Source organism: Rhodopila sp., assembly GCF_035548235.1.
Classification (GTDB): Bacteria; Pseudomonadota; Alphaproteobacteria; order Acetobacterales; family Acetobacteraceae; genus Rhodopila.
Window position 1 is genome coordinate 1 of the sequence record NZ_DASZTJ010000116.1, and the last position, 18445, is coordinate 18445.

Annotated in this window: 20 protein-coding genes; 8 read left to right on the forward strand and 12 right to left on the reverse strand. The window is 69.4% G+C overall.

Annotated elements, in window-relative coordinates; all coding sequences use genetic code 11:
- The first annotated feature begins 113 nt into the window (after positions 1-113).
- Both VHB27_RS10035 and VHB27_RS10040 read left to right on the forward strand, forming a co-directional pair.
- Positions 114-437, forward strand: coding sequence for an ArsR/SmtB family transcription factor (locus tag VHB27_RS10035; RefSeq protein WP_325599849.1), 324 nt, complete (start codon positions 114-116; stop codon positions 435-437).
- Positions 434-844, forward strand: a complete 411-nt coding sequence (locus tag VHB27_RS10040; RefSeq protein ID WP_325599851.1) for an SRPBCC family protein — start codon at positions 434-436, stop codon at positions 842-844. The genes VHB27_RS10035 and VHB27_RS10040 overlap by 4 nt, the downstream gene beginning before the upstream one ends.
- A gap of 20 nt (positions 845-864) precedes the next feature.
- Here the strand turns inward: VHB27_RS10040 and cydC are convergent, their stop codons facing one another.
- From cydC to VHB27_RS10060, 4 genes are all read right to left on the reverse strand, one after another.
- Positions 865-2496 carry a thiol reductant ABC exporter subunit CydC gene (cydC, locus tag VHB27_RS10045; protein ID WP_325599853.1) on the reverse strand — a complete coding sequence of 544 codons (1632 nt, stop codon included), beginning with the start codon at positions 2494-2496 and terminating at the stop codon, positions 865-867.
- A complete protein-coding gene (gene cydD, locus VHB27_RS10050) occupies positions 2493-4214 on the reverse strand; it encodes a thiol reductant ABC exporter subunit CydD (protein ID WP_325599855.1) in 1722 nt (573 codons plus the stop codon). The genes cydC and cydD overlap by 4 nt, the downstream gene beginning before the upstream one ends.
- Before the next feature lie 218 nt (positions 4215-4432).
- Complete coding sequence (locus VHB27_RS10055; RefSeq protein ID WP_325599857.1) at positions 4433-5170, reverse strand: SDR family oxidoreductase; 738 nt, start codon at positions 5168-5170, stop codon at positions 4433-4435.
- Positions 5171-5270: 100 nt separating this feature from the next.
- Positions 5271-5633 carry a darcynin family protein gene (locus VHB27_RS10060; RefSeq protein WP_325599859.1) on the reverse strand — a complete coding sequence of 121 codons (363 nt, stop codon included), beginning with the start codon at positions 5631-5633 and terminating at the stop codon, positions 5271-5273.
- A gap of 76 nt (positions 5634-5709) precedes the next feature.
- Here VHB27_RS10060 and VHB27_RS10065 point away from each other — a divergent pair, with 76 nt between their 5' ends.
- On the forward strand, positions 5710-6324 hold the full coding sequence (locus tag VHB27_RS10065) for a TetR/AcrR family transcriptional regulator (protein WP_325599861.1): 615 nt from the start codon (positions 5710-5712) through the stop codon (positions 6322-6324).
- 68 nt (positions 6325-6392) lie between these two features.
- Here the strand turns inward: VHB27_RS10065 and VHB27_RS10070 are convergent, their stop codons facing one another.
- A complete protein-coding gene (locus VHB27_RS10070; RefSeq protein ID WP_325599863.1) occupies positions 6393-7139 on the reverse strand; it encodes an SDR family NAD(P)-dependent oxidoreductase in 747 nt (248 codons plus the stop codon).
- A 67-nt stretch (positions 7140-7206) separates the two neighbouring features.
- On the opposite strand from VHB27_RS10070, the gene panC reads away from it, so the two are divergent.
- Both panC and VHB27_RS10080 read left to right on the forward strand, forming a co-directional pair.
- The gene (gene panC / locus VHB27_RS10075) at positions 7207-8037 is read left to right on the forward strand and encodes a pantoate--beta-alanine ligase (RefSeq protein WP_325599865.1); all 831 of its coding nucleotides are present in this window, start codon (positions 7207-7209) and stop codon (positions 8035-8037) included.
- 2 nt (positions 8038-8039) lie between these two features.
- The gene (locus tag VHB27_RS10080; protein ID WP_325599867.1) at positions 8040-8924 is read left to right on the forward strand and encodes an endonuclease/exonuclease/phosphatase family protein; all 885 of its coding nucleotides are present in this window, start codon (positions 8040-8042) and stop codon (positions 8922-8924) included.
- A gap of 95 nt (positions 8925-9019) precedes the next feature.
- Here VHB27_RS10080 and VHB27_RS10085 read toward each other — a convergent pair whose 3' ends face one another.
- Positions 9020-9400: a VOC family protein gene (locus VHB27_RS10085; protein WP_325599869.1), complete on the reverse strand. Its 381-nt coding sequence runs from the start codon at positions 9398-9400 to the stop codon at positions 9020-9022.
- 203 nt (positions 9401-9603) lie between these two features.
- Between VHB27_RS10085 and VHB27_RS10090 the strand changes: the two genes are divergently transcribed.
- Positions 9604-10008 (forward strand): lytic transglycosylase domain-containing protein, encoded by a 405-nt coding sequence (locus tag VHB27_RS10090; protein WP_325599870.1) that lies wholly within the window; start codon positions 9604-9606, stop codon positions 10006-10008.
- Between the two features lie 14 nt (positions 10009-10022).
- On the opposite strand, the gene VHB27_RS10095 is transcribed toward VHB27_RS10090, so the two are convergent.
- Together VHB27_RS10095 and VHB27_RS10100 are read right to left on the reverse strand one after the other, a co-directional pair.
- The gene (locus VHB27_RS10095) at positions 10023-10946 is read right to left on the reverse strand and encodes an amino acid ABC transporter substrate-binding protein (protein ID WP_325599872.1); all 924 of its coding nucleotides are present in this window, start codon (positions 10944-10946) and stop codon (positions 10023-10025) included.
- 67 nt (positions 10947-11013) lie between these two features.
- Complete coding sequence (locus tag VHB27_RS10100; protein WP_325599874.1) at positions 11014-12375, reverse strand: MmgE/PrpD family protein; 1362 nt, start codon at positions 12373-12375, stop codon at positions 11014-11016.
- Positions 12376-12512: 137 nt separating this feature from the next.
- Between VHB27_RS10100 and VHB27_RS10105 the strand changes: the two genes are divergently transcribed.
- A complete protein-coding gene (locus VHB27_RS10105; RefSeq protein WP_325599876.1) occupies positions 12513-13475 on the forward strand; it encodes an alpha/beta hydrolase in 963 nt (320 codons plus the stop codon).
- Between the two features lie 29 nt (positions 13476-13504).
- Here the strand turns inward: VHB27_RS10105 and VHB27_RS10110 are convergent, their stop codons facing one another.
- On the reverse strand, positions 13505-14410 hold the full coding sequence (locus tag VHB27_RS10110; RefSeq protein ID WP_325599878.1) for a LysR family transcriptional regulator: 906 nt from the start codon (positions 14408-14410) through the stop codon (positions 13505-13507).
- Positions 14411-14504: 94 nt separating this feature from the next.
- Between VHB27_RS10110 and VHB27_RS10115 the strand changes: the two genes are divergently transcribed.
- Complete coding sequence (locus VHB27_RS10115) at positions 14505-15383, forward strand: aldo/keto reductase family oxidoreductase (protein ID WP_325599880.1); 879 nt, start codon at positions 14505-14507, stop codon at positions 15381-15383.
- A gap of 45 nt (positions 15384-15428) precedes the next feature.
- Here VHB27_RS10115 and VHB27_RS10120 read toward each other — a convergent pair whose 3' ends face one another.
- The 3 genes from VHB27_RS10120 to VHB27_RS10130 all read right to left on the reverse strand — a co-directional run.
- A complete protein-coding gene (locus tag VHB27_RS10120) occupies positions 15429-16856 on the reverse strand; it encodes a peptidoglycan -binding protein (RefSeq protein ID WP_325599882.1) in 1428 nt (475 codons plus the stop codon).
- Between the two features lie 5 nt (positions 16857-16861).
- Positions 16862-18001: a flagellar motor protein MotA gene (locus tag VHB27_RS10125; RefSeq protein WP_325599884.1), complete on the reverse strand. Its 1140-nt coding sequence runs from the start codon at positions 17999-18001 to the stop codon at positions 16862-16864.
- On the reverse strand, positions 17998-18445 hold a 448-nt coding region (locus tag VHB27_RS10130; protein WP_325599886.1), incomplete at its 5' end, for an OmpA family protein. The genes VHB27_RS10130 and VHB27_RS10125, both read right to left, overlap by 4 nt.

The following is an 18445-nucleotide window of genomic DNA, read 5'->3' on the forward strand; positions in this document are numbered from 1 at the left end:
CGGGGTTGACCGATCCATAACCCGTCAGCTATTGATTAGATCGATAGCCAGTGGGTTATGCCAGTGGGTTATGCCAGTGGGTTATGCCAGTGGGTTATGCCAGTGGGTTATGAATGACAAGCAGCCACGATCTGCTCTTCAAGACGCTCGCCGATCCGACGCGGCGCGCCATCTTCGAGCAACTCTGCCGCGAGGGGGCACAGACGGTCCGGGCACTGACCGACCGGGCCGGCATCTCGCAGCCGGCGGTCTCGAAGCATCTTGGCGTCCTGAAGCAGGCCGGGCTGGTGCTCGACCGTCATGAGGGCCGGCAGACGCATTACAGCGCCCGCCTCGGCGCCCTCGCCCCGCTGATCGACTGGACAAGCCAGATGGCCGGCTTCTGGGAGAACCGGCTCGACGATCTCGAAGACTTGCTGAAAAGGATGGATCAATGACAGCGACATCAACCGAGACACGCTCCGTCGTCGTCGAACGGGCGTTCCCGCACCCGGCGGAGAAGGTCTGGCGCGCGCTGACCCAGCCGCACCTGATCGAGGAATGGCTGATGAAGAACGATTTCAAGCCGGTCGTGGGCGAGCGGTTCGAGATGCGGGCGGATTGGGGCGCCGTCGACTGCCGGGTCCTGGTCGTCGAGCCGAACCGGACGCTGTCTTATACGTGGGCGGCTTATGGTCTGGAGACCGTCGTCACCTGGACGCTGACCCCGATGGGCACGGGGACGCACCTGCGGATGGAACAGACGGGTTTCAAGCCGGACCAGCAACAGGCTTACCACGGCGCCCAAGCCGGGTGGCCGCAGTTCCTGGCCAAGCTGGAGCGGGTGCTGGCAGGGCCGGCCTGAGGCCGCGCCGCCAGCGCACCTTACCCCGCCGCGGCGACAGCCTTTCCGCCGGACAGCCGGAAGATCCGGTCCAGGCGCTCCACCCCCGTCAGCCGGTGGGTGATCAGCACCACCGTCCGGTCGCCCGCCGTCTCGTTCAGCGTCTCCAGGAACGACCGTTCGGTCTCCGCGTCCAGGCCGGCGCAGGGTTCGTCCAGGATCAGGATCGGCGCCGGCGACAGCAGCGCCCGAGCGAGCGCCAGCCGCCGTCCCTGGCCGCCGGACAGGGTGCGGCCGCCTTCGCCGATCCAGGTGTCCAGCCCGTCCGGCAGGCCGCGCACCACGTCGCCGATGCGCGCTGCGTCCAGCGCCTCCCACAGCGCCGCGTCCTCGGCGTCGGGCGCGGCCAGCAGCAGGTTGCCGCGGACCGTGTCGTCGAACAGGTGCGTCATCTGCCCCAGCCAGGCGATCCGCGACCGTACGGAGGCCGCGGGCAGGGTGGCGATGTCGACCCCGCCCAGCCGCACCTGTCCGGACCGGGGCGCCACGACCTTCAGCGCCAGGGCCGCGAGCGTCGACTTGCCGGCGCCCGACGGACCCAGCAGCGCGACGCGCGCGCCCGCCGGGATCTCCAGCGCCAGCCCGTCGAACACGGCGGGACGGTCCGACGCCCAGCGGAAGGTCACGCCCTCGAATTTCAGGCTCGTGCCCGCCGACATCGGGGCCGGGTCGGCCGGATCGGGCACCGGGACCGGCGCGTCCGCCGCCTCCAGCACCCGCCGCGCGGCGGCCGAGGCATGACCGGCGGTGACGCCGGCGCGGGTCAGGCCGCCCACCGCCTCGAACGCCGCCAGCACCAGGAAGGACGCCGCGATCGCCATCGGCGCGTTGGCGCCGGAGGCGATCAGCACCGCCAGCACGGCGGCCTGTGCGCACAGGAAAGAGGCCGCGCCCGCCAGCGACGTCCGGCTGGCCAGGGACCGCTGCGCCGACAGCAGCGCCGCTTCCTTGGACTGCACCGCGGCCAGCATGCGGCCTTCGGCGGCGAAGGCGCGCACCTCCCGCAGGCCGGTCAGGGCGTCCAGGGCGGCGATGCGCAGCGCCCCGGCCTCGGCCGCGAGCCCGCTGCCGGTATTGGCCGAGACGCGGGCGGCGATCCAGGGCAGCACGAAGGCGGCGAGGGCGAACAGCACGCCGACCTCGACCGCAAGGGCCGGGGCACGATGGCCGATGAGCAGCAGCAGCGCCGGGAACAGCAGGACCGCCCCGGCCAAAGGCAGGACGATGCGGAGGTAGATGCCGTCCAGCGCCTCGATGTCGCCGACCAGCCGCGCCAGCGCGTCGCCGGCGTGGCGGAAGCCCAGGCCGCCGGCCGCGGTGCGGGCCAGCCGATGGAAGAACCAGATGCGCAGGTCGGCCAGCGCGCGGAAGGTCGCGTTGTGCGTGACCAGCCGTTCCAGGTAGCGCAGCACGACGCGGGCGACGCCGACGCGGCCCAGCAGGACGGGGGCGGTGACGGCCCCGGCCAGGACGGCGGCGCCGATCGTATAGCCGGACGCCACCATCAGCGTGACGCCCGCCGCCAGCGCGGCCAGCGAGATGACCAGGCCGGCCAGCAGCCAACCGGCCTGCCGGCCCCACAGGCCCATGATGCGGAACAACGGGCCGCTCATGCCGCACCTGCCGCGGCCGCGCCGCGCTGGGGTGCGACGACGTGCCCGTCGCGGATGTCCAGCCGCCGTCCGCCGAAGCCGTGCGCGGCCGAGGAGTGGCTGGCCAGCACCACCGTCCGCCCCAGCGCCAGGCGGCGCAGGCTGTCCAGCACCTCCTGCTCCGTCGCCGGGTCCAGATGCGCGGTCGGCTCATCCAGCAGCAGCAGCGGCGCGTTCTTCAGGTACGCCCGGGCGATGGCGACGCGCTGCGCCTGGCCGCCGGACAGGCCGTAGCCGCCTTCGCCGATCACCGTGTTCAGCCCCAGCGGCAGGGTCGCGGTGACGCTGTCGAGCCGGGCGGACCGAGCGGCGTCGAGGATTTCCTCGTCGGAGGCCTCGGGCCGGGCGAACAGGATGTTGTCGCGGATCGTGCCGGCGAACAGCACCGGGCGCTGGCCGATCCAGGCGGTCAGGCGGGAGAGGGCTTGCGGCACCAGGTCGGTGATGTCCGCGCCGTTGATGGTGACACGGCCGCTGTCGGGGCGGACGAAGCCCAGCAGGATCTCGATGATCGAGGACTTGCCGCTGCCCGACGGGCCGGCCAGCACCAGGGTCTCCCCGGCCGAGACGCGGAAGCTGATGCCGTCCAGCGCCTTGCCGCGCGCCGGGTCCCAGGTCAGGGACACGGTGTCGAACGCGATCGTGACGCCCTGGGCCGCGACGGTGCGGATGGTGCGCTGCGGTTCGGGTTCGGGTAGGGGGGGCAGGTCGACCAGCGCCTCGGCCGCGCCGGTGGCGTGCAGCTTGTCCTGGTAGGCGGCGGAGAAGGTGCGCAGCGGCGCGAAGAACTCCGGCGCCAGCAGCAGCACCGCAAGTGCGGGCCAGAGCAGCGGGGCGGTGACGCCGCCGGCGCGCAGGACCGTGAAATAGTGGATGGCCAGCACGATCATCGCCAGCGCGGCGGCGAGGTCGAGCACGACCGACGACAGGAACGCCACCCGCAGCACCCGCATGGTGCGCTTGCGCAACTCGGTGGCGGCCGCGCCCAGCGCCCGTTCCTCATCGTCGGCGCGGCCATACAGGACGATGGTGGCGATGCCGCGCACCCGGTCGAGGAAGCGGGCCTGCAGCCGCGCCATGGCGAGGAACTGGCTGCGGGAGGCGGCGGCGGCGCCGATGCCGGCGATCGCCATGCCCACGGGCACCAGCAGGCCGCAGCCCAGCAACAGCAGCGCGGCCCAGGGATCGGCGTAGAGCACCGCGACCAGCACCAGCGCCGGGCCGACCGTGGCGAAGATGGCGGCGGGGACGTAGCGGGCGAACAGGCCGTCCAGCGCCTCGATCCGGTCGACGACGATGGTGGCCAGGTCCCCGGAATGGCGGGTGCGCAGCAGCGCCGGGCCGGCGTGCAGCAGCCGGGTCAGCGCATCGGTGCGCAGGCGGCGGCGGGCGGCGGCGCCGGCGGCGAAGGCGGCGCGTTCGGTTCCCCAGGACAGCCCGGCGCGCAGCACCGCCAGCACGGCGAAGCCGACCAGCAGGCGGGTGTCCAGCGGCTGCGCCGTGAACGCCTGGGTCAGCACCGACGCCGCCAGGAAGGCCTGGCCGATCGCCAGGACCGTGCCGGCGAGGTGCAGGCCCAGCACCGGTCGGCTGGCTGTGCGTCCCGCCCGTTGTTCGCGCGCGAGCCATGCCCGCGCGGCTGCTTTCGCAGGGTCTTTGCCCGAGTCTGATCTAGCCATGACCCTGGTGCTTATCGCAGCCGGGGCGGTTTGGCAGTACGGGAAATTCCCCCTGTCTCTTAAACTTCGTCAACGCCCCGGACAGGTTGGGGGCGGCGCGGGTCCGTCGCGGGTGAGGTCGGCGGCGGGTGGTTTTTACGACGGTCCGCTGTTAGGCGAGGACGCACCGATAGCGGCCATCCACAGTCTTGGCTTGATAGATCTCCGGAGTCCTTACATCAGTTCCGGCCGCCATTGGCTTTGATAACCTGCCCATTGATCCAGTCGCTTTCGGGGCTGGCCAAGAAGGAGACGACGCGCGCGATGTCGTCGGGCCGGCCAAGACGACCGAGCGGGATCTCATGTGTGAGCCGCCGGACGATGTCGTCGGACCGCCCGGTCAGGAACAATTCTGTCGCAACGGGTCCAGGTGCGACCGCGTTGACGGTCACGCCGCGGACGCCGAGTTCCTTGGCGAGGACGTGGGTCATTGCTTCCACGGCCGCCTTGGTCGCCGCGTAGACACCGTGGGCCGGAAGGTAATGACCAATGATGCTTGTCGATAGATTGATGATGCGGCCGCCGTCCCGCACGCGCCGGGCGCCTTCACGCATGCCGTTGAAGGTGCCGGTGAGGTTCACGGCAACAAGCCGCTGGTAGTCGTCGTCGGTGACCTCGGCCAACGGCGAGACGTTGCTGATGCCGGCGTTGTTTACCAGAACGTCGATTGGTCCAAACGTGGTCTCCGCTTGATCGAACATCGCCCGCATCGCGGCAGGGTCGGCGACGTCGGCGCCGATCGCCTTCGCGCGTCCGCCAGCCGCCGCGATCATGGCAACGACCGCTTGCGGGTCGTCCGGCCTCGATGCGTAGTTGACAATGGTCTGAAAGCCGTCGGCGGCGAGGCGCTTCGCGAGCGCCGAGCCGATCCCTCTGGACGCGCCGGTGACGATTGCAGTCCGGGTCTTGTTCGACATGATTGTGCCTGCCGCTTCTTTGGTTTGACTTCGCTCGATCGCGTGACGATGACCCGTCAGCCCATGCTGGCGGGTACCGTCAAATCATTGGCCGCCCCGATCAGGCGGTCAGTGCCTCGCGTTCGTAGTTCTTGGCATAGGCGTCCTCGACACCCGTCAGGATCTCCACAATGTCGAAGTAGCGATCCCAGAAAGGAGATTCCCGCAACTCCTCCACCAGAAGCTGGTACGAGCGATGGTCTTTGGCGTCCCACATCCAGATGTCCGTGACACGGGCGGAGTAGAACTCGACGTCGAAGAAGCGGAGCGAGACGCCAGCCTCGTGCTTCTTCAGGACCGGCGTCAGCAGCGTTCGGCCCAGTTCATGACGGCGGTCCACCGAAAAGCCCAGCCATTCCGGCGTGGTCTTGACGAGCATGAAGACCGTGAAAGCGGGTTCGAACTTTCTGGTCGTGGTTGTCATCGTGCGTCTTTCTCTGCTTGGGAAACGCCGGTAAGATGCGAGCAATCGCTCACATTGACTACTCGCATTCCCCTCCATGCTCGATCGCAACCCGCAACAGCGACCACGCCCTCGAAAAGCGCCGAAACAGGCACGCTCGGTCGAGACCGTCAGGGTCATCGTCGAAGCGGCTGCTCGCGTTCTGGAGCAGCACGGCATGGACGGGTTCTCGACGAATGCCGTCGCTGAGCGGGCCGGCGTCAGTATCGGCTCGCTCTACCAATATTTCCCACGTAAGGAGGCGCTGATCGGCGCACTGATCCTGCGTGAGACGTCACTGCTGATCGAAGATGCAGAAGCGGCGCGCGCCGAACCCTCCGGTACCGCCGCGCTCTCGGCGCTGATAAGGGCGTGCGTCGCGCACCAGTTGCGTCGCCCGACGCTCGCGCGGCTGCTCGACTTCGAGGAAGCGCATCTACCCTTTGACGTTGACACGGAGCGGGTCAAGGAGCGACTGCGCATGATCCTCTCCGAGATGCTGCAGCGCCCCGATTTGCCGTGCCTAGTCGAGATCCACGCGGCTGTGAGAGACGTAACCGCGATCATCAAAGGTATGGTCGATACCGCCGGAGTTTATGGTGAGACGGACCAGCACGCTCTCTCGCTCCGGGTCCGCAGAGCCGTCTTCGGCTATCTGAACGGATATTCGTGACGGCCGCTTTCGCGGTCCGGCGAACGACAGCAGCCGTGCCGGCGAAGACAGGACCGTCCCCCCCCCGATCAGTGCATCACGTCCCCCCCATTCGGCGACAGCGTGGCCCCCACAAAGAACCCGCCCTCCGGTCCCGCCAGCAGCAGGGCCGTTGCGGCGATCTCCTCCGGCCGCCCGAACCGGCCCGCGGGCAGGGCGTCGATGAAGGCCTGCCGGTCCTGATCCGTCATGGTCGCGGTCAGGTCGGTCACGACCGGGCCCGGCGCGACAGCGTTGACCCGCACGCCCTTGGGCGCGGCCTCCCACGACAGCGACCGGGTGAAGCCGATGATCGCGGCCTTGGCGGCGGAGTAGGGGGCGGCGTTGACCGCGCCTTTCAGCCCGCGCTGGGACGCGACGTTGATGATGCAGCCGCGGCCGCGTGCCACCATGGCGGGGTAGACCGCCTGGGCCATGAAGAACATGCCCTTCACGTGCACCGCCATGATCCGGTCGAACTCGTCTTCCGTATAGGCCTCGAACGGCTTGCGGATGTTCATCCCGGCGTTGTTGAACAGGATGTCGATCGGCCCGAATTCGGCCGCGACGCGGTCGGCGAAGGCCTTGCCGGCGGCGATGTCGGACACGTCGACCGAGGCATGCATCGCGCGCCGGCCCAGCGCGCGGATCTCGGCGGCGGTCTCCTCGGCCTTGGCATCGTCGTTCAGGTGGCAGAACGCGATGTCGGCGCCCTCCTGCGCGAACATCAGGGCCGTGGCCCGTCCGATCCCGCGCGAGCCGCCGGTGATCAACGCGATCTGGTCTTTCAGCTTCATCTGTGCATGTCTCCGCCGTGAAGCCGCGAGTGTGCCCGCGGTCCCGGTGTTCACCAAGGTCCTTTCCATGCTGATTGCTCGTTCTTTGGCGGAATTGCGCGAGGGCTGCGCCCGGTTGCGGCGGCAGGCCGGCGCGCTGGCGCTGGTGCCGACCATGGGGGCGCTGCATGCCGGGCACCGTGCGCTGGTGCGGGCCGGGGTCGAATCCGGCGCGGCGACGGCGGCGTCGATCTTCGTCAACCCGCTGCAGTTCGGCGCCCATGAGGACCTGTCGCGCTATCCCCGCGACGAGGCCGGCGACCTGGCGGCGCTGGAGGCCGAGGGCTGCGCCCTGGTCTGGCTGCCGGACGTGGCGACGATGTACCCGGCCGGGGAGGCGACGACGATCACCGTCTCCGGCCCCGCCGAACGCTGGGAGGGGGACGCCCGCCCCGGGCATTTCCGCGGCGTGGCGACGGTCTGCGCCAAGCTGTTCGGCCAGGTGCGGCCGGACCGGGCGTATTTCGGGGAAAAGGACTGGCAGCAGTTGCAGGTGGTCAAGCGCATGGTCGCCGACCTGCTGCTGCCGCTGGAGATCGTCGGCGTCGAGACGGTGCGCGAGCCGGACGGGCTTGCGATGTCGTCCCGCAACCGGTTCCTGACCCCGGCGGAGCGCGCCAAGGCCCCGGTGCTGAACCGCACGCTGCGGTCGGTGGCGGAGCGGCTGCGGGAAGGCGCGCCGGCTGCGATGCTGGCGGAGGCGACGGAGGCGCTGGGCCGGCAGGGGTTCGAGGTGAACTACCTGGCGCTGGTCGACGGTCCCTCCCTCGCCCCCATCGACCGCGCGATCCCCGCCGCTCGGTTGATCACCGCGGCGCGGCTGGGGACGGTGCGGCTGCTCGACAATATCGGGGTCTGAGCATGGCGTCGCGCCCGTGCCGGCTGGCCTTCGCCGCGTTGATGCTGTTCCCGCTGGTTTTGTTCCCGCTGGTCCTGTTCCCGTTGGCGGCGCGGGCGGCGGAGTTGAAGGTCGCGACCTGGAACCTGGATTGGCTGACGCTGCGCCAGGCGGGCGACCCCGACCTGCCGTCGGACGTGACGCCCCGGACGCCGGAGGACTTCGACCGGCTGGCGCGCTACGCCCGCAAGCTGAACCCCGACGTGGCGGCGCTGGAGGAGGTCGACGGCTATGCCGCGGTGGAGAAGCTGTTTCCGCGCCAGGACTACTCGATCCACCTGACGCACGACCACGTCGTGCAGCGCGTGGCGATCGTGGTGCGGCGCGGGCTGCACTACGACGTCAACCCGGACCTGACCGGGCTGGCGGAGCATCACCTGCGCAGCGGCGCGGACATCACGCTGCACCTGGGGGACCAGGAACTGCGCATCCTGGCAGTGCACCTGAAGAAGGGCTGCCGCGAGGTGCCGGTCCCCCGCATGCGCAGCCGCGCCTGCCGGGAACTGCGCGAGCAGCTTGGTCCGCTGACGGCGTGGATCGCGGCGCGGAAGCAGGAGGGCGTGCCGTTCCTGGTCCTGGGCGACTTCAACCGCTGGATGGACCGCAGCGACACGTTCCTGGCGGCGCTGGACCAGGCGGCACCGCTGGTACGCGCGACGGCGGGACGCAGCTCGCCCTGCTGGGGCGGGGAGTCGTTCATCGACCACATCCTGGCCGGCGGTCCGGCTCGCGACTGGATGCAGCCGGCGACGCTGCGGGTGATGGTGTACCAGGAGACGGGGCGGGAATGGCAGGACCGGCTGTCAGACCACTGCCCGGTGTCGGTGCGCCTGGTGACGCCGGGATGAGCCGCCGTCCCACGGCCATGGCGCGCGCGGGCCGCGAGGGCGGCAGAACAAGCCGGCGCGGTGCCGGCCCTGTCCCTCCGCCGACGCGCGGCGCTTCAGCCCCGTTGCAGCAACTCGATCGACACGTTCTCGGGCGCCGTCAGGAACGCGATCTGCGTGCCGGGGCGGATCTGGGTCGGTTCCATGGTGAAGGTCACGCCCTTGGCCTTCAGCGCCGCGACCGCGGCCGGCAGGTCGCTGACCAGCAGGCCGAAATGGTCCAGCCCCAGATACGGGGAGGACGGCGCGTCGGCGGCCTTTCCCGGCATCGCCTTGGCGATGAAGATCTTCTGCCCGCCCAGGTTGAGGTCGATCCGCATCGACCCGTCGGCCTGCGGCGTCTTGACGACCTCGGCACCGAGCTTGTCATGGTACCATTGCGCGGTGGCGTCCGGGTCGGGCGAGCGCAGGTGGATATGTTCCCAACTGAATTTCATCATGGCGTCCCTCTGATGTCCGTTCCGATCTTGTCCTCATTACGCCCGGTTCCGCGCCCAACGGCAACCCGTCCAACGGCAACCCGTTCAACGGCAACCCGTCCAACGGCAACCCGTCCGGCGGGCAACCGCCGAGGGAGCCTTCGCGCGCGACGCCGGCAGGTGGCAGGCCACCGGGCGGCAAGCCGAACCGGGTGCGGTGCGTGAGCGTGCCCCTGCTGGCCTGCATGGCGGCGGCCGCGGCGTTCTACCACTTGCCTCCGCGGGTGCTGCCCTCGATCCAGGCGGTGGAGGGCGGGCGCATCGGCCTGATCCACCGGGACGGCAACGGGACGGCCGACCTGGGGCTGATGCAGGTCAACACGATCTGGATCTATCCGCTGGCCCGCTACGCGCGCCTTCCGCCGGCGCAGGTCGCCGAACGCCTGGTGCATGACGGCTGCTTCAACATCGCGGCGGCGGCAGCCATCATGCGCGTGTATCTACAGGAGGCGCACGGCAACCTGATGGTCGCGATCGGGCACTACCACTCCCACACGCCGACATTGAGCCGCGACTACCAGGAACGGGTGCTGAGCGCGGCGGAAGCGTTGTTCGGGCACCGGTAGGACCCTCCGTCCCGTCAATCCGCCTGCCCCAGGTCCCTGTAAAGCTGCGTCAGCTCCGCGCTCATGGGCACGTCCAGGATATCGCCCGAAGGCAAAGGCTGCATCATCCAGCGCCGATAGATCGCCGCAAGCGTGTGCTGCCGCGCCAGCCGGCGGAAGCCCTGGTCGATCACCGCGGCGAAGGCGGGGTCGTCGCGCTGGAACATCAGCCCGTACGGCTCATAGGACAGGTAGTCGCCGACGACCTGGAAGCCATGCCCGCCGGGCGAGGCGGCCAGGCCGGCGAGCAGGATCGCATCCGTGGCGAAAGCGTCGACCTTGCCCTGGCGCAGGGCCGCGAAGGATGCCTCGTTGTCGGGCAAGGTGACGAAGCTCATGCGGATCAGCATCCGGTCCGCCAGGATACGCATCGTCGTCTCCCCCGTCGTCCCGGCGGTCAGGGCGACCGTGCGTCCCGACAGGTCGCGATACGACCGGATCGGCGAGCCGTTCGGGACCAGCAGCTTGACGCCCGAGATGAAAAAGATCGGCGAGAAGGCGACGAGGCGCAGGCGCTGCTCGTTTCGCGTCGTCGATCCGCATTCCAGGTCGACCGTGCCGTCGACGACCCGCTCGATGCGGGTCTCGGTCGTGACCGGGTGGTAGACGATCTTCAGCGCGATCCCGCCCAGGGCGGCGCTGATGTCCTGCACGAGGTCCCGACAGAGATCGACCGCGAAGCCGACGGGCTGGCCGTCCGGCAGCTTGTAGGCGAATGGCTTGGCGTCGGTGCGCACGCCCAGGTTGACGATACCGGTCGCGGCAATCCTTCCAAGGGTGCCGTCCGGTGCCGCGGCTTGCGTTGCCGCAGGCGGCGCGGGGTCCGGCGGAGGCGCCGCAGCGGCCAGAGTCAGCACGATGACGAGACCGGCGAGCACGCGGGTCACACCGGAGAGCATCGGGAGGCACTTCCAAAAGTAAGAAATTTCCCGAATTTTCGTCCGGGCGCGAGGCGGCGCTATTCCGTCATGGCTGCAGAAGCCGCGTCAAGCGCGTTGTGTCGGGGCAATCGGCAATCGTCATCAGCGTGTCGAACAATATTGGCAGAGATACGGATGACAGGCTGCGTTGTCCGCAATCCTGGAACTTGCTCCACAGCTCCGCATGAGTCATCGGCACACCCGCCGGTCCCCGGCTGGGATAGTCGTCCAGGCGCGACGCGAATCGGGCGCCGTCGGTCGTTTCGATGACGACCTCGGTGCCCCAGTCTTCCGGCATGTCGGGATGGGGCCGTGCCTCGATCCGGCCCATCAGGTCGCGCACGGCAGGGTCGAACGGCGCGTCGCCTTCGAAATGCGACAGGCGGATCGCGCGGTCGATCAATCCGCGTGCCACGCAGTACTGGATGCTGAACTTCGCGCCCAGCCTGGTGCGCGGATCGGGGTTGTTGGTGTGCGGCAGGCGGCGGGCATGCGGCATCACCAGGACACGGCGCACGCGGTCCGCCGTCAGGTCGTGGCGCTGCGACAACTCGATCGCGCGGCTGATGGAGGGGTGGGTGCTGCCGCAGCAGGGATAGGGCTTCAGCCCGGGATCGCCGGCGCCGGCGCATTCGAACGGGCTGTACCATTCGTTCAGCATGGCGCCGATATTGTAAGTGCCCGGGCCGTTGAAGACATCCAGGAAGCCTTGCTTGTGCTCGAACGCGCCGGGGTTGGCGGTGAAGCCTTCCCGCGCCATCAGCGCCGCGAAGACGCCGTCGCGCACGCCGTGGCCGACATGCAGCGGTTTCGTCATGGTGCCGAAATTGGCCTTCAGCCCGGCCGCGAACGACGCCGCCATGCCCAGCGCGACGGCGGTCGTGCCGATATCCAGCCGCAACAAACGGGCCGCCGCCGCGACGGTGCCGAAGATGCCGAGCGTCGCGGTGGGGTGCCAGCCTTTCTCGTAGTGGTGGTGGTGGACGCCGCGCGCGATGCGGCAGGCGGTTTCATATCCGACGACATAAGCCAGGACCATGTCGCGCCCGCTGCTGCCCATCATCTCCGCCAGCGGAATGATCGCCGGGATCAGCATCACCGACGGGTGGCCGCCCAGCGAACCGGCGACGTCGTCGTAATCCAGCGCATGGCCGGCGGTACCGTTCACCAGCGCGGCGTCGAGCACGCTGGTCCGGCGGTCGGTGCCATGGATCAGGGCCGGGCCGGGCGCCGCGGCGATGCCGGGGACGCGCAGCAGCGTCCGCGGCCCCTCGTCCTGGATGCCGGCCAACGTGACGCCGATCGTGTCGACGAAGGCGCTCGCGGTCCAGTCCAGCACTTCGTGCGGCAGGTCGGCGAACGTCGGCGCGTGGATGCGTTCGGCGATCTGGTGGGCGAGGGTGTTCATGCTGTCGCTCCTCCCGGTTGGCCCGAGTATCGCGGCGGCGCACGGCGCTTGGCAAATGGGCGGGGCCGTTTGGGCTTTGCCGGACGCCCTGTATAACCGGCCCGACACGAGGGAAGAGACCCAAAAGGGAAGAGATCATGGCCGAGAACCCGCTGCACCCCGCGCTGTTCCGCAAGGACGCGATCGCCGAGGATACCGCGAAGCTGAACGACGCGATCGTCGGGCTGATGACCCCCATGCCCGAGTGGTGGAACATCGGGCCCGACGTCACCCGCGAGGCGCGGCGGCAGGGGCGCGGACCGTTCCCCGCGCCGGTGCTGTCGCCCAGGGCCAGGACCGAAACGATCGCCGGCCGCGACGGCAACGACATCACGCTGCGGATCATCGAGCCCCGGCAGGTCAACGGCGTCTACCTGCATATCCATGGCGGCGGCTGGGTGCTGGGATCGTCGGACCAGCAGGACCCGATGCTGGAGCACATCGCCGACAACGCGCACCTGGCCGTGGTCAGCGTGGAATACCGGCTGGCGCCGGAGCATCCTTATCCCGCCGGTCCCGATGATTGCGAGTTCGCCGCCGCGTGGCTGGTGAAGAACGCGCTGTCGCGCTTCGGCACCGAGAAGCTGACGATCGGCGGCGAGTCGGCGGGCGCGCATCTGTCCGCCGTCACGCTTCTGCGCATGCGGGACCGTTACGGCTACACCGGGTTCCGCGGCGCCAACCTGGTCTACGGCGCCTATGACCTGTCGATGACGCCGAGCCAGAGGGCGTTCGGCAACCGGCGGCTGGTGCTGCGGACGATCGACATGCAGCAGTTCTACAATGCGTTCCTGCCGACGATCACCGAACGGCGGGTGCCGGACATCTCGCCGCTCTATGCCGACCTGGCGGGGCTTTGCCCGGCGCTGTTCAGCGTGGGGACCCAGGACGCGCTGGTGGACGATACGCTGTTCATGTACGCGCGCTGGATCGCGGCGGGGAACGAGGCGGAACTGGCGGTCTACCCCGGCGGCGCGCACGGGTTCACGCTGTTCCCGAACCGGCAGGCGGAAGAGGCGGCGGCGCGGGCCGAGGCGTTCCTGCGGGCGGTGACGGGGTAGGCCGTCCCGCCGCCCTTGGACCGCGGGCGTCATCCATCAGCCGATGCCTTCACGAAATCGATGAACGCCCGCAGCGGCGCGGGCACCAGGCGCCGTCCGGGATAGTACAGAAACGGTCCCGGGAAGCGCTGCCACCAGGGTTCGAGGACGGGTTCCAGCGCCCCGCGCTCGAAATGCGGGCGCAGCCAGTCCTCGAACAGCGGCACGATGCCGGTGCCGGCGATCGCGGCGTCGACGAGCAGGTCCGTGGCCCCGCCGATCTGCACGACCAGTGGCCCGGCGATGTCGACCTGGATGGTCTCCCCGTCGCGCTCGAACTCCCAAGCCATGGCGGCGCCGCTTGGGAAGCGGCCTTGCAGGCAGCTATGGCCGAGCAGGTCGCGCGGGTGCGCCGGCCTGCCGCGGCGGTCGAGATAGGCCGGGGCGGCGCCGAGCGCAAAGCGCTGGTGCCGCGGCCCGATAGGCACCGCGATCATGTCCTGCTCCAGCCGCTCGCCATAGCGGATGCCCGCGTCGCAGCCGGCTTCGAGCAGATCGACGAAGTTCTCCTCGGCGATCACTTCGAGGCGGATGTCCGGATAGGCGGCGAGGAACGGCGGAACGATCCGGGGAAGAACCAGTCGCGCCGCGCTGACCGGCACGTTCAGGCGCAGCGTGCCCATCGGCCTGTCGCGGAAACCGTTCACCACGTCGATCGCGGCCTCGACCTCGGTCAAGGCGGGGCGCAGCCGATGGAGCAGGCCTTGGCCGGCTTCGGTCAGCGCGACGCTGCGGGTGGTCCGGTTGAGCAGGCGGACGCCCAGTTGCGCCTCCAGGCGGCGCACCGCCTCGCTCACGCCGGACGGGCTGCCGCCGATGGCCCGAGCGCCGTTGCGAAACCCTTTGGCGTGGGCGACGGCGACGAAGGCTTTCAGGTCATCCAGATCGATCTTCATTGTTCGCAATCCCGGACAAGCTGTGCGGATTGTACCCCATTATCGTGCAGCCGTGCGGCGCGCATCTAGGGAGCGCGCTGAAGGGAGTTCCGGCATGTCCACGATCGAAAAAGGCGGCACGTTCACGTTGGGCCACCGCAGGGTGAACCGGCTGGGCTACGGCGCCATGCAGCTTGCGGGACCGGGCGTCTTCGGACCGCCCAAGGACCGCGACGCGGCCGTTGCCGTGCTGCGCGCCGCCGTCGCCGCCGGTGTGAACCACATCGACACCAGCGACTTCTATGGCCCGCACGTCACCAACCGGATCATCCGCGAAGCGCTGCATCCCTATCCCGCCGACCTGGTGATCGTCACCAAAATCGGCGCGCGGCGCGGTTCGGATGCGTCCTGGCTGCCGGCCCTCTCGGCGGCGGACCTCATCCAGGCGGTCCACGACAACCTGCGCAACCTCGGCCTCGACGTGCTCGAAGTGGTCAATTTCCGCAGCATACTGGGCATACACGGGCCGGAAGAGGGGTCGATCGAAGCGCCGCTGAGCGTCCTCGCCGACCTTCAGCGCCAGGGCCTGGTCCGGCATGTCGGGTTGAGCAACGTAACGCCCGCGCAGATCGAAGAAGGGCGCCGCATCTGTGAGATCGTGTGCGTGCAGAACCACTACAACCTGGTGCATCGCGCCGACGATGCCCTGGTCGACCAGCTTGCCGGCGACGGCATCGCCTATGTGCCGTTCTTTCCGCTTGGCGGGTTCACCCCGTTGCAGTCATCGACCTTGTCGGCCGTGGCGCAGCGCCTCGGGGCCACGCCCATGCAGGTCGCGCTCGCCTGGCTGCTGCGCCGCGCGCCGAACATCCAGGTGATCCCCGGCACCTCGTCCGTCGCGCATCTGCGGGAAAACCTGGCCGCGGCGGACCTCGACCTGCCCGCGGAGGCGGTGCAGGCCTTGAACCGGATCGACGGCACCGACGCCTGCTAGAACCTGGCGTGCCGGCGGACGGACCTTGGGTCGGGACGGGCGGCGTTACCGATCCGTCAGCCGCAGCTCGATCCGCCGGTCCTTCGCGTAAGCCTCCGGCGTGTCCCCGGGCCCGAACGGCTGGTACTCGCCGAACCCGGTCGCCGCCAGGTGGTCCGGCGGCACGCCGTCCGCGATCAGCAGCTTCACCACGGTGATCGCGCGCGCCGCCGACAGCTCCCAGTTCGACGTGAAGGCGCCGCCCTTCACCGGCTGCGGGTCGGTGTGGCCGTCGACGCGCAGGATCCAGTGCAGGTCCGGCGGGATCTCCGCGGCGATGTCCTTGATGGTGATCGCCAGCGCCGTCATCTCCGCCACGCCCGACGGGGTCAGGTCGGCGCTGCCGACGGGGAACAGCACCTCGCTCTGGAACACGAACCGGTCGCCGACGATCTGGATCCCCGGCCGGTTGGCCAGCAGCGCGCGCAGCTTGCCGAAGAATTCGCTGCGATATTGCCGCAGCTCCTCGACTTTCTGGACCAGCGCGGTGTTCAGTTTCTGGCCGAGATTGGCGATCTCCACGTCCTTGGCCTGGTTCTGCGACTGCGCCAGGTCCAGGGCCGAGGCGATCGACGCGAGCTGTGCCTTCAACTCGTCGATCTGCTGGTTCAGCAACGCGATCTGCGCCTTGGCGCTGTCGCCCAGCTTCTTCTCGTCGCTCAACTGCGCCTCGACCGCCGCGCGCCGCTGGGCTTCGGTCATCGTGCGGGCGGCGTTGTCCTGCGCCTGCTTTTCCAGCGAATCCCGTAGCGCGGCCAGCGCACGCGTCTCCTCCGTCAGCTTGGCCAGGTCCGACAGTTTCTCCTGCAACGTGTCCTTGTCGACCGAAACGGTGCGGTCCAGCGCCGCGATCTGCTGCTTCATGTCCGCAAGCTGCTGCTGCGCGGCCTGCAGGTCCGCCGCGCTCGCGTTCGCCCGGTTCGTCGTGTCCGTCAACTGCTGCTGCGTCGTCTGCAGCGTCGCCGCCGTCGTGTCCGCGCGTTTCGTGGTATCCGCCAGTTGCTGCTGGGCGGTCTGCAGCGCCGCCGCCGCGGTGTCGGCCTTCGTGGTCGCGTCCTTGAGCTGCTCCTGCAGCTTGGTGTTCGACGTGGTGACCAACTGGATCGTCAGCTTCGCGTTCGACAGCGCCTGGTTCAGGCGGTCGCGGTCGGCGGTGCGGGCGGCCAACTGCTGGCTGAGCTGGGAGACCGACAATTCCAGCGACGAGGCCTTGGCCTTCTCCAGCGACATGGCGTTGGTCAGGGCCGACAGCTCCGCCGTCGCCTTGTCCAGCTCCTTGCTGCGGCCGTTCAGTGCGATGGTCAGGAACGCCTGGGCCAGCACGAAGACCAGGAGCACGAAGATGATGACCATCAGCAGCGTGGACAGCGCGTCCACATAGCCGGGCCAGGCTTCCAGCCCGTTGCCGCCGTTCCGGCGCGTGCGAGCGGCCATCGGCGCTACCGCTGCGGTTCGGCCAGCGTGGCGACGGTCCGCGTCAGCAGCCGCAGGTCGTTCCGCAGTTCCGCGGTCGACCGTGCCCGGCCTTGTTCGGTCTCGGTCACCAGCCGTTGCAGGTAAAGTTCGATATTGCGCAGGTGCCCGCGCGTCGCCTCATCCTGGTTGCTGTCGCCCAGCCGCTGCAGCACCGGCCCCAGCGCGGCCTGGCTCTCGGCGATCCGCGTCATCACCTGCTGGTTCGCGCGTAGCGAGTCCCCCAGCATGGCCAATCGTTCGTTCAGCATCAGGATCGCCTGGTTGACCTGGTTGCGGTTGTCTTCGTCGCGCACCAGCACGCGCTGCAGGTTCTCCATGTTCTCGGCGGTCTGTTCCAGCAGCGCCTGGACATAGACCGGGACCGATCCCTCGCCTTCGAACAGCGTGCCGGAGGACAGGCGGGTCAGGCTGGCCAGCCATTCCTCCAATTCGTTGAAGAAACGGTTCTGCGCCTGCCCCGCGGTCAGGTCCAGGAAGCCCAGCACCAGCGCGCCCGCCAGGCCGTACATGCTGGCCGAGAACGCGGTGCCCATGCCGGCCAGCGGCTTGGCGAGGCCGGACTTCAACTGCTCGAACATCAGGTTCATGTCGCCGTTGCCCAGCGACATGCTGGCGATGACGTCGGAGACCGAGGTGACGGTCTTCAGCAGGCCCCTGAACGTGCCCAGGAGGCCCAGGAAGATCAGCAGCCCGGTCATGTAGCGCGACAGTTCGCGGCTTTCGTCCAGGCGCGAGGAGATCCCGTCCAGCATCGTGCGCATCGCGGTGGTCGACAGCGTCGGCACTCGGCCGTCGCCGCGGCTCTGGCTGTCGCGCATCGCCAGCATGCTGGCCATCGGCGCCAGCAGCCGGGGCGAGGGCAAGGCGGCGAGGCGGGAGCGGGCGGTCTGGTAGGTCTCCACCCAGGTGACCTCGGGCCGCAGGCGCATCACCTGGTTGAGGTTCCACAGGATGCCCAGCGCCAGGATCGCCAGGATCAGGCTGTTGAGCAGCGGGTTGTGGTTGAAGGCGTTGATCAGGACCGGCGACAGCAGCGAGGCGGCGGCGCCGACCAGGACCAGGAATACCAGCATGCGCAGCAGGTAGGCCGTTGGCCGGGTCATCGGGATGCCGCCGCGTTGTCGCCCATGACGTCGATATCCACCCGGTCGGCCGGTCCGGACCCGTATTGCGAGCCCAGCGCGCGGACGAAGATCCGTGCCGATTCCACCCCGTCGGACACCAGGGCCGACCGGACCGCCATGGCGCGGGACAGCGAGAGGCGGCGGGCGCTGGACGGGTCGTCCTTCGATCCGGGCGCATAGGCCTGGACGTTGAACGTGGCGCCGCCGCCGGCCGGCGCGGCGGCGGCGAACTGCTTGATCGACGCCGCGCTCTCGGGGCTGAGGTCGGCCTGGCCGGGGGCGAAGGTCAGCCGCAGCCCCGCCGGCGTCGGCGCGACGGCGGTCTTGGCGTCGGCCGAGACGGGCGGCGGTGGCGGCGCCGCGGTCGCGGGCGGCGGGGTGATCGGGGTGATGGAGGCGGTCTCCGGCGCCTGTTGCGGCAGC